The organism is Fibrobacter sp. UWR4 (assembly GCF_003149045.1).
Taxonomy (GTDB): Bacteria; Fibrobacterota; Fibrobacteria; order Fibrobacterales; family Fibrobacteraceae; genus Fibrobacter.
On the sequence record NZ_QGDU01000061.1, the window covers coordinates 1 to 10,153 of the forward strand.

7 protein-coding genes are annotated in these 10,153 nt (G+C 38.0%); all 7 read left to right on the plus strand.

The window, feature by feature from the left end; genetic code table 11:
* Window positions 1-209: 209 nt before the first annotated feature.
* Window positions 210-845, plus strand: coding sequence for a hypothetical protein (locus BGX12_RS14710; protein WP_146196376.1), 636 nt, complete (start codon window positions 210-212; stop codon window positions 843-845).
* Complete coding sequence (locus BGX12_RS15685; RefSeq protein ID WP_199220797.1) at window positions 832-7,665, plus strand: RHS repeat-associated core domain-containing protein; 6,834 nt, start codon at window positions 832-834, stop codon at window positions 7,663-7,665. The genes BGX12_RS14710 and BGX12_RS15685 overlap by 14 nt, the downstream gene beginning before the upstream one ends.
* Window positions 7,666-7,694: 29 nt before the next feature.
* Window positions 7,695-8,144, plus strand: a complete 450-nt coding sequence (locus tag BGX12_RS14720) for a hypothetical protein (RefSeq protein WP_109736787.1) — start codon at window positions 7,695-7,697, stop codon at window positions 8,142-8,144.
* A gap of 29 nt (window positions 8,145-8,173) precedes the next feature.
* Window positions 8,174-8,386, plus strand: a complete 213-nt coding sequence (locus BGX12_RS16155) for a hypothetical protein (RefSeq protein ID WP_370245673.1) — start codon at window positions 8,174-8,176, stop codon at window positions 8,384-8,386.
* A 2-nt stretch (window positions 8,387-8,388) separates the two neighbouring features.
* Window positions 8,389-8,760 carry a hypothetical protein gene (locus BGX12_RS16160; RefSeq protein WP_109736789.1) on the plus strand — a complete coding sequence of 124 codons (372 nt, stop codon included), beginning with the start codon at window positions 8,389-8,391 and terminating at the stop codon, window positions 8,758-8,760.
* The gene (locus BGX12_RS15370) at window positions 8,757-9,200 is read left to right on the plus strand and encodes a hypothetical protein (protein ID WP_146196377.1); all 444 of its coding nucleotides are present in this window, start codon (window positions 8,757-8,759) and stop codon (window positions 9,198-9,200) included. Before BGX12_RS16160 ends, BGX12_RS15370 begins: the two co-directional genes overlap by 4 nt.
* 141 nt (window positions 9,201-9,341) lie before the next feature.
* Window positions 9,342-10,037: an RHS repeat-associated core domain-containing protein gene (locus BGX12_RS14740; RefSeq protein WP_146196378.1), complete on the plus strand. Its 696-nt coding sequence runs from the start codon at window positions 9,342-9,344 to the stop codon at window positions 10,035-10,037.
* The last annotated feature ends 116 nt before the right edge of the window (window positions 10,038-10,153 follow it).

Here is a 10,153-nt window from a genome sequence, read left to right on the forward strand (position 1 = left end):
TGTAGATGTAAAGATAGCCTACGAATGGGAATCGGAATCGAGAGAATCATCTAGCAAGGCTGCCTAAATGCTTCCACACATGTTGATGATGCCTCAAAAATAAAAATCTAGATAAGAATCCTATTATTGCCTTAGGTGAATTTAAACCACGAGAAGAACCAAAGAAACTGTATTCAGATGCGTTCAGCTATATAAACGGAGATGAAAAGTTGCCTTCTTTGACTTCTTATTCTGGATCTTATATTACAAAGGTTGATTCTTTCTTGAGGGTTCGAGAAACAGAAGATGTTCTTGGTAAGACTTTGTCAACAGTATTCTCTAATGATGGAGTAAATCAAATTTCTGTTTTCTATCCGGCAACTACCGAAGAAATAGCTGTTGTTCTTCCGTTTGAAAATTCTATTTCTTCTGAAAATTGTACTGTTTCTGAAAATGCTACTGTTGATGCTCAATATGGAAATATCTTAGGTGCGGCGTCTATAAGCTGTGCTCTTAAGTCTGGACGAAAGTATGTTGCTGAATATAGGAAACTTTCTAACAATGGTTGGAAAACGTACCGAGAAAATATTGACGGTTCTTATTTCAGCATGACACTTTCTTCAAATGAAAAATTGAATTATCTAAGGATTTATCCTGAAAATGCTGAAGCTAAGTCATACATTTATGATGTGTACGGAATGATGATTCAACACATTTCTGAAACAAATCTTTCAACTTATTATACATACGATTCTTTTGGGAATCTAGTTGAATCGTATAATGATGATGGTATGACGTTCAAATCTCACCATAGAGAACTTATGAATAATGACAACAATGCTGAGGTAAACAATGTTGGTAAGTAATAAGAAAATACCTCTGATTATAGCAATTGTTTTTGCATTGCAGATAAATGCTTTGGCTGCGTTAAATTTTGTTATTCCTAGTGAACATCGGACCCTGTTTTATACAGGAGAAGATGTGTTCATTGCATTGCAAAATAATAGTTTTAGAGACGCGAAAATTCCGAGTGACGACATCGGGGCCTATGGTGTTGGTCCATATTATATTCAAGTAAATAGCGTGGAGAACCTTTCAGGTTCATCATATATCCCTACGTTTACACCTAGTTACAGACCTCTCAAGCAACAAATTGTAACCAATAATGATCGTGATAACGATAATGCATGGCAAAACAACCAATTGTTTTGGATGGAATTAGTTTCTAAGGATGTAAAGCCGGGAACTTATAGGTGCAATTTCTCCGTGAAAAGTAATAATGAGAGTGGTGCAAACAACCTATCTTTTCAATTTACTGTTATTGAACCTCAAAGTAAGATAAATGTTGATGTTAAGGACCCTGCGGCCAGTTACCAGCGCCAGATTGATTTAAATACGCGTCTTCGTAATGACACTGAAAGTGATGTAACTCTTAATAGACCATATTATGATTATTATTTCACCAAAAGAGAAAAGAAAGCAAGCTTAAATGTTTGGGTTGATTTAGGAAATGCTTGCATTGAAATCCTTGATTGTGGAAATAAAAACCTTGTTTTAAGACATCGTTATAATGATGAAATCACTATTAAATCAAAAAGTGCTTATTCAAAATCATATTCTCAGGTTGGTTTCCTTGAGTTAGATGCAAATACTCCTTTCCCTGAAAAATATGATCGTCCCAATGATTTGACACAAGATTTTTCATATAAACACAACGGTAGATATGCTATAAGTTATTGGGAGCGAGCCGCACAAAGAAATAGCCACATTTCTACCAACATAGCAATATATCAAAATAACAACACAAAAATTAATGGATCTGCTCCTAGTTGGTACAGTACAGAAACCTGTAAACTGGTTAAATATAACTCTTTGAAAGACGTTGGAATTGTAGATGGTTACAATTTGGAAAGAAATTACTGTAATCATACAAATAGCCAACCTCCAGAAATTTTAATAGACGATAAAACGGATGTTATTTATGAAGGCGAGGATTATTTCTTTAGACCTGAAGTTTCCGATCCTGAGGATGATCCTGTTGAAATAACTGTTAGTGGCCTTGATTGGATCGAAGCTGGCAACCCATATGACTATTGGGCTGGGGACAATTATTCCGAAGCAATTACCGATAATTTAAAATACAAGAAGTATGGATATATTCGTTCAAAGAACGGATACGTTCGCCAGACGCGTAATATTAAACCTGGGACGTATACATATACAATTCATGCAACAGACCCGTATGGAAATACTTCTCAAAAGCAACGTAAAATTCAAGTTGTAGATGGTTCTGAACATCCAAATGCCAAGAGTACTGGTCTTGCTGTATTGATGGGTGACGAAACCTGGTATAAGCCGTATCAGTTAGATATTGCTACGGGTATTGAAAACTATTCCGATAATGATGTAACTTTAACAAATTTCTATTATGACTATTATGGTTATTCATCTAATGGAACCCTTTATTCTCGTTCCAATTGGCCTAGAGAATGGTATCTAAATGACGGCTTTAGTCCGATTGGTTATAAAGGCTATAAAATGGGTGAAATTGCAAGAATGAGCGACTGTGGAAATGGACGCTTCAGAATTCGCTTTAAATACTCAGGGTCTGTTACAATTCCATCAAAATATTCGCTTTTTGACAACAAGGAAGCTTTCGTTTATGCAAATGTTACTAAGAGAGAAAAACGTTATGATTGGTCTTTGTCTCCGTATACGAAGGGAAATCCGGTTGAATATGATACGTTGCGTTATCGAGCTTATGCAGCCAGAGTTCCTTTGTATGATGGAAACCACAAACTCTTGTGGGGTGAAGCTCCCTCTTGGAAAGATCAATGTGTAGACTTATATAGGAATGATGCAGACAATAATGTGTATGATGACAATGGCAATGTGTACATAGAGGGCTCAAATTCAAGTTTATCTTCTGGAGATAAAGATGATGATGAAGATGATGATGATGAAAAAGTAGAAGAAACAAACGTTCCTTTTTTAGTAAATGATTTGCAGATCAAGTATCGAGTAAATGATGGCTATTTGAGTTCTCCTGATAAAATGGTTTTTAATGCCATGGTGTTTAATAATGGTATTAAGAAAGTTGATATCAGTGGATATAAAATGCGTTTTTATCTTTCTGATCAAGGTGACGTGCGTGTAAAGGATTTTGCAACCTCAATTCCTAATATTACTGGGATGAATGCTGAAATTGAACGTTGTGCTGCTGACAAATATGCATTGACGTTTAGTTTTGAAAAAAATATTTCTGTTGATGCGGGAAATACTTTCCCTCAGGATCAATGGCAATGGTATACGATTTCTAATACGGACTATATTGCAAAAGAGTCTCAAAGAAGTTATTTGTCCATTCCTAATTCACAAACTATTTTGAACCCCGAAATGGCCCTATTTAATGAAAGAGGAAAGATTGTATACGGTAATGCTGCATGGAATTGCGAAGGCTTTAAGGAAAAGGAACTAAAAATTGTTGTAGAGGAATCTGTTAAAGGGATTGCTGCTTTTGACAAGAAACAATCTGGCGATAAATGGCCTGGTGCGCAAATTGAAATAAAAATAAAGAATGAGGGAGATTCAGCTGTTGCTGCCCCTGCTTTCTTAAATGTATATGTAACTCATCCCAGCGGCATGGTTCCGGTTATCGCAAACGGTACAGATACTCTTGCTCATGCAGGAACTGCGCTCATTGCTGGTAAGTCTGTAACTCGCATATCAAGCGGAAGTCATCATCTATATTCTGTAAAATTTGCGGATGGTATTCCTGCGAATATGGCGGAACAAACATTAAAATTTGATTTTTTTGATGCTTGTTTGTATGACTGTGTTGCTGAATCAAAGGAGTTCTATTATTGGAATTTTAGCGATGACTGGTCCTTAAAAAATGGCTCCAGTAATTCTGCTGTTACTGATTATATCGTTGTAAAAACTTCAAAAAATGAAGTGGTTTATGGTAAGGAAGATCCAAATGCGCCAACAATAAATGTTGTTGAAGTTGACGAAGAAAAGGTTGATTTTATACCGATGCATTCGCCTGGAAAGAATCCCATGGCGAAGGCTAATCGAACTGATGCAGAATCTTATGCTTTAGGTCAAGTTATTTCTGACGGTACATTTGAAGATCCTACATTGTTGGGATGGTCCATAAATGGAACAGTTGAGAATATTCGTGAAAATGCTCCTCAGGGTTCTAGATATGTGAAAATCAGCAATCATTCTAGTATAACACAAACTTTGCCTTCCGCAGCATCAAATTTGCTTGCAGACAGTGGCGCCGTTGTTTCTTATTGGCATAATGGTTCTTATTTGAAAATTTGTATTAATCCAGATAACAGCTATAGCGGTTCTAATTGTAAGGATGTTTCCTGGGGACAGTCTTGGAAAAAAGACACTCTCTATTTTGAAAAAGAAGTGTTTAATAAAGGAAAAGAAAACAAGATTGTTTTGATCGGTAATATGGATATTGACGATCTTGTTATGACACCGGGTTCAAGGCGCTCTATTGTAAATTATGCAGTTCGCTTTACAACCACACAGCATGAAGAATTGGAAACTAGAGCGTATGACGGAGAATCTGAACTCTTAATTACTACTTCTCAGCGTGATTTCATGGGACGTTTGTCTAAGAAGTATCTTCCCTACGCGGTGCAGTGCATTGCTGGGATTAATTGCAATACATCAGAAAAAACTGCTGGTAATAAAGACGAAGCTAACAGATATTATACCGCGGATCGTGAAGGATATCCAGAGGCTGGCAATGTTGCATATGTGGAAACATCTTGGAAACCTGATCAGGCTGCAACAAAAGAAGTTGAAACTATGCCTGGCGCAGCTTTCAAGAAACATTATACACAGGCGTTCTCTTCTGGTGTTAATTTAAGTGGTGTCAACTTATTTGATTCAACGTCTCTGAATGATTCTATTCTTGCAGTAAAGGATGAAAAACGCTTTTATGATCGTAAGGGAGAATCTAGAGTTAATTACCATGCCAAAGCCAATGCTAATCCAACTCATCTTTGGGAAATGAATATTGACCCTGATGACCGTAAAGTATTTACAATTAAAGATGGCGAAGGTCGAGTTGTTGTTTCGGGTTCTTTGAATGATGATTGGACCTTAAATACACGTAGTGTTTATGTATACAATGAAAATGGTCTTTTGCAAGAAAGTCACTCTCCGATGAGTTGCAATTACACTCCAAAATCAAAAGCATGTGTTCGCCCTAGTATGTTTGAGTATGATGCAGAAGGACGCCTGGTGCAAAGCTATGAACCAGATGCGGATACTACGCAAAGTTATTATGATCTTATGGGCCGTTTGCGAGCAACACAATCACAAAATCAGATAAAAAATAAGACGGCATCGGTAATTGTGTATGATGACCTTGGTCGTGTAAGCTATTCTGGTGAGTGGAAATCTGGAAGGGATTCAATAGCATTGAAAGACTATTTCCAGAAGAATTACAAGTTTCAATTGCCTGCTATAGAAGAACTGGTTCCTGGTACAATTACAAGGAATATCTATGATCATATGCCTCCTCGAGATACTTTGGGGTTAAATCTTTATCCATCTTTTGTTGAACAGGCTGATTTTAAGTACACTAAGACTTTCTTAATGGCAACGATTTCCGATGTAAAGATTGATGAGGCTACAAATACTGTTGTTCGCCGTTCTGTTGCAAACAAATATGATAAGTATGGTCGTGTACTTGAAAGTTATGTGTTTGACGATGATGTCGCTGATTTGAATCTCAAAACCCTGGGTACAAAGACTGAATACGACCTTGGAGGACGAGTGATTAAGGTGACCAAGTATCCCTATGGTTATAGCGATAAGAGTAAGTCTGTTGTTGAACGATATACTTATGATCGTCTTGGACGAGTTGATAGTATATATGTCAAAAACGGTTACTCTAATGAAAAGCTTCTTGCATCTTATGTTTATTATCCTTTAGGTACCTTGAAATCGGTGACTTTGGGCGATAACATTACAGTGACCTACACCTACCATATTTCTGGTGCAGTGAAAAGTGCAACAACATCTAGCAAGTTCCAAGATAAACCACTTTATAAAGAGACTTTGTTCTACGAGGATTGCGGAAGTACTGACTGTAAACCTCAATACAACGGAAATGTCAGCCAGATGACTCATTATCTTGCGCATAATGTGAATGGCGTTTCAAATGAACGCAATGTGACATACATTTATGATTTCCTCAATCGACTTGAACTCGTAAAGGATAGTGAAATTCCGGATATGGATGAAATGTTTGCCTATGATGCTCAAGGGCGTATTGTGCAACAGCTTCGTGGTGAAAAAGCGGGTAATGCTGATGAAAATAGCGCTGATGGTATCTACAGCTATTATGAAAACACTAACATGCTGAACTCAGTCTCAGATGGCATTGGAGGATCCGCTGAAAAACGCAACATGTCTAACAAAGACAATTTTGTGTATGACAGGGATGGTAATCTTATCGAGGATAAGTCAAAACGTATGACCATCGCCTATGACTGGCGTGGTATGCCGGTAGAGTTTAAGCGTCAAGATAAGTGCTATGACATCCATGAACAGGTTGTGTGCGATTCCATTAAGCTGGAGATAGCATACGATGGTGCAGGAAGTCGTGTATCTAAGACCTTACTTCGCAAACTTGATGGCACAACGGGATGGAACCTGGAAAAGAAAACCCACTATACCGGCATTGGCTCTGAAATTCGTGTAGATGGTCAGAATGGGACCAAGGTCGTGGTCAATATGCCGCAGGGGCTGGGACGTTATGCCATTGAATCTGACAATGGGACAAGCAATGGTGACGAATTCTATTTAAAGAACCACTTGGGAAGCACCATGATGGTCGCAAAGGTTACTGGTTCTAACACTCCAGCAGAAGTTTCTGCAGTCTATGACTACCGCGCGTTCGGTGAACAAGTAGATTTGGCAGTCCCTGCCGAAAAAGTCACAGAGAATTTCACCAGCAAAGAACGCGACGACGAGACCGAGCTGAATTACTTCGGCACAAGATACCTGGATCCTATGCTCGGATTGTGGACAAGCGTGGACCCGGCAAGGCAATTCTCGAGCCCGTATCTGTATATGGGGAATGGATATAATCCGATTATTGGGTATGATCCCGATGGGAATGATGCGATGGTTGTTGTTACTGGAAATGCGAATGCAGAAAGACAGACCGGAAATATTACGATAGATGGGGAAAACTATGCTTATGATTTTAACACTTATCGTTTAGATGTGTTTTTGAATGTGGAAAATTGGAAAGATGGTCAAACGTACAATGATTATACACCGGACGCTTCTTTTTGGGCGTCTCGTGATGCTTGGATGAAGGAGGATAATAAGGCTGTTATTTCTGGAGATGGAATGCTTGCAAAAAGCACTCTTCCCAAGGGAAGTGAAAAGGGATGGCTTACCATTACAAACGGGAAGACTGATGGTTATTTTAAGGGAATAAGTGCTTTGAAAAATCCAGATATTTGGTGGGGAGAATCCATGCATCCTGGAACTCCAATGTATTCTGAAGGATGCGTGACTTCTAGAGATTATAAATCAATAAGAAGAATGTTAGATCCTGATCTAAACGCTAAGAGACCTATAAAGATACATTTTGAACCCTTTGTTCCTGAATCTCGGCCTGTAGGCATGCCAATTCGGTAATACTGATTTTTTTTACAAGAGACTTTTCAATGATGTTTAAAAGAAAGGTTGTATTCCTTTTTGTTTGTTTCTTTCTCTCATTTGCTGAGGCCTGTGAAAAATGGGGCTCTGCAGAGTTTTCTGACATGATGCTTTATCTCTCGAAAGGAAAAATCGATTCTGCTATTGCTGTATGGCAAATACAACATTGTGAGGATTCTTTAGCTTGGACTTTGGCAAATGAATTAGTAGGAAAAAAAATAAATCCAGACTCCTTGTATAAGAAGCTTTTATTTGAAAATTGTCAACAAAATTGGGTTTATTCATCCATTCCCATATACTATATCTGTTATTTTCAAAAAGGGATTGAGGCTAAACAGAGTATAGATCATATCGCTTCTTTCTTATCTGATGCAAGTTCACAAATAAATTGCGATGAGGAAACAAAAAACATTTTGTATATTGACTTTGATTTTTTGTATAATATCAGAAAACAATGAACTACTTCGGCGCACGATATCTCGACCCCATGCTCGGATTGTGGGTGAGTGTGGATCCCAAGAGACAATTCGCAAGCCCGTATCTGTATGCCGGGAATGGGGTGAATCCCGTGAACGGCGTGGACCCGGATGGGAAAAAAATATCAAATTTGCAATTTATTATAATCAAGATTCCAAGGGCGCAGATTTTAAAGCTCAACAGAAAGCTGCTGAATATGAACAGTATATATCAAGTAGAATAGATATGTCTGTTAATACTGTGCAAGTAAAAGCTTTTCCTGAGGGGGAAACTACAGACTTGGAAATGACTTCGTGGTTAAATTTGGGACAACCTGACTTAGCTGCAATTGCATCGCATGGCGGAAAGGGCAAAGAATATATTTCTGATATACCTAGATCAACAGATGCTAGCAGAATTGACTTCAGCACACTAAATGATCGTCTTACTACAAAAACCTATCTGGGTTCTTGTTATGCTAAAGATAACTTAGCTTCGGGCAAGTACGAAAATCTTTATGGACCGGAGAAAAGCGGAAAGACTTCTATCATGAATACTGTAGATTTTCTTATCAAGAATGCTGATGTTGCCCCTGAAATGAATCAGGAGGCAGAATGAATAAAATAGTAGTTGTTCTTTTTTTGCTTATTGCCGTTACTATTACTTTTGGCAAAAATCGTAATTTGGAATGCTCAACATTTTCAAAAAATTCAAAAGTGAATTCAGATGTCGCAATACAATCTTTAAGCAAGAATGTTGATGATTCTCTTTATGCAAGATGGAATAACGGGGGATTTATTAAAAATCTTTTGTTTTATTGTTCATGCGATTGTGAAGAAAAGTATGAATTCCCTTCAAGTCATAATCGCGAAATTACTTGGGGATTTCATTATTGTGGTGCATCTGATTCAGAAATTGTTTTGCCTGTTAAGCAAGTATACACGAAACTAAGGAAAAATGAAGAATTGTATCTTTTGATAGAACGTCTAAAAGATGAAATAGACAAATATGATAGCATATTGTGTAATCCTCTTGAAATCAGGGAAAATGATTTTTAAACAAATTTAGCGCCTAACCGCAACTTGGACGGAAAACGGCAAAGCTAATAATGTTTGCCCGGCAACTTCGTCTATGATTCCGAGGGAAATCTCATCGAGGACCGCTCTAAGTCCCTGAAAATTTCCTATGATTGGAGAGGTATGCCTGTTGAATTCGTCCGCAGAAACTCTTGTATTGATATTCGTGAGCAGATTGTTTGCGATTCCACGAAGTTGCTGATGGCCTACGACGGTTCCAGCAGGCGCGTGTCCAAGACCCGTGAGCGCAAGGAACGCGACGTCGAGACCGAGCTGAACTACTTCGGCGCAAGATATCTGGATCCAATGCTTGGATTGTGGTTTTCTGTAGACCCCAAGAGACAATTCGCAAGCCCGTATCTTTATGCGGGGAATGGATACAATCCAACTTCATTTATTGATGAAAATGGCGGTTATTTGATTCGTAAGAGGGCTGGAAAATACGAAATAAGGCCGTTTAGTAAAGCTGAATTTTATACAGGTGCTATAGTAAGAGATATTCCTGGCCTAATTCTTTCTTTTATTCCAAGTCCTATAGGGTATGTTCATAGTCTAATGAAAGGCCATATTCAAAGTGAATTAGGTATTTCGACAATGACGACTTCTGGAACATTAGCTGCAAGTAGTGCAAAAGAAGCAACAATTGCCGGAAAATATACTGCGGGTTCTTTTGTGGGAACTGTTTTTGCTAGCATAGATACATATAGGGGTGTCTTAGAATTGAATAGCTATGTTGATACCCCTGAATTTATTAGTACCTTAAATAGTAGTTTTAATAGGCGAGGTTTTTATAACTCGCGGATTCTCATCGTCAAGTAAATCCGATCTAGGCTGAAAACAAAAAAAAATCCCTAGAAAGTGAATTCTAGGGATGGTTAGGTTTCTAACTTGCGTTTTCGACCAAGAAAAGGACAAGCGATGAGACTTAACCGAGA

Excerpts from the sequence above, each read along its gene's own strand:
- BGX12_RS15685 (WP_199220797.1), top strand. The coding sequence starts at position 832 with ATGTTGGTAAGTAATAAGAAAATACCTCTGATTATAGCAATTGTTTTT.
- BGX12_RS14720 (WP_109736787.1), top strand. The coding sequence starts at position 7,695 with ATGATGTTTAAAAGAAAGGTTGTATTCCTTTTTGTTTGTTTCTTTCTC.
- BGX12_RS16155 (WP_370245673.1), top strand. The coding sequence starts at position 8,174 with ATGCTCGGATTGTGGGTGAGTGTGGATCCCAAGAGACAATTCGCAAGC.
- BGX12_RS16160 (WP_109736789.1), top strand. The coding sequence starts at position 8,389 with ATGTCTGTTAATACTGTGCAAGTAAAAGCTTTTCCTGAGGGGGAAACT.
- BGX12_RS15370 (WP_146196377.1), top strand. The coding sequence starts at position 8,757 with ATGAATAAAATAGTAGTTGTTCTTTTTTTGCTTATTGCCGTTACTATT.
- BGX12_RS14740 (WP_146196378.1), top strand. The coding sequence starts at position 9,342 with ATGCCTGTTGAATTCGTCCGCAGAAACTCTTGTATTGATATTCGTGAG.